This window comes from Bacillus sp. JJ1764, assembly GCF_036962145.1.
Lineage (GTDB): Bacteria > Bacillota > Bacilli > Bacillales > Cytobacillaceae > Neobacillus.
The window spans coordinates 1,262-1,468 of the sequence record NZ_JBALNY010000242.1; positions in this window are offsets into that span (position 1 = coordinate 1,262).

Sequence of the window (207 nt, forward strand, 5' to 3'; positions counted from 1 at the left end):
TTTGCGATACTTTGCATTATTTCAGGATTTTCAATGGCTGGTTTGCATATCATCCCTAATGTCTTAGAAAAAACAATATTTTGGTCTAGTTTAGCTGGTGCTATTGGTCTTTATCTTGATTACCTAACAAAGGATAAGAAATATGCAAATTGAAGAGTTATTAAAAGCACTTTTAGAAAGGCTGCCTTTAGGCCTTATCTTTTTAGG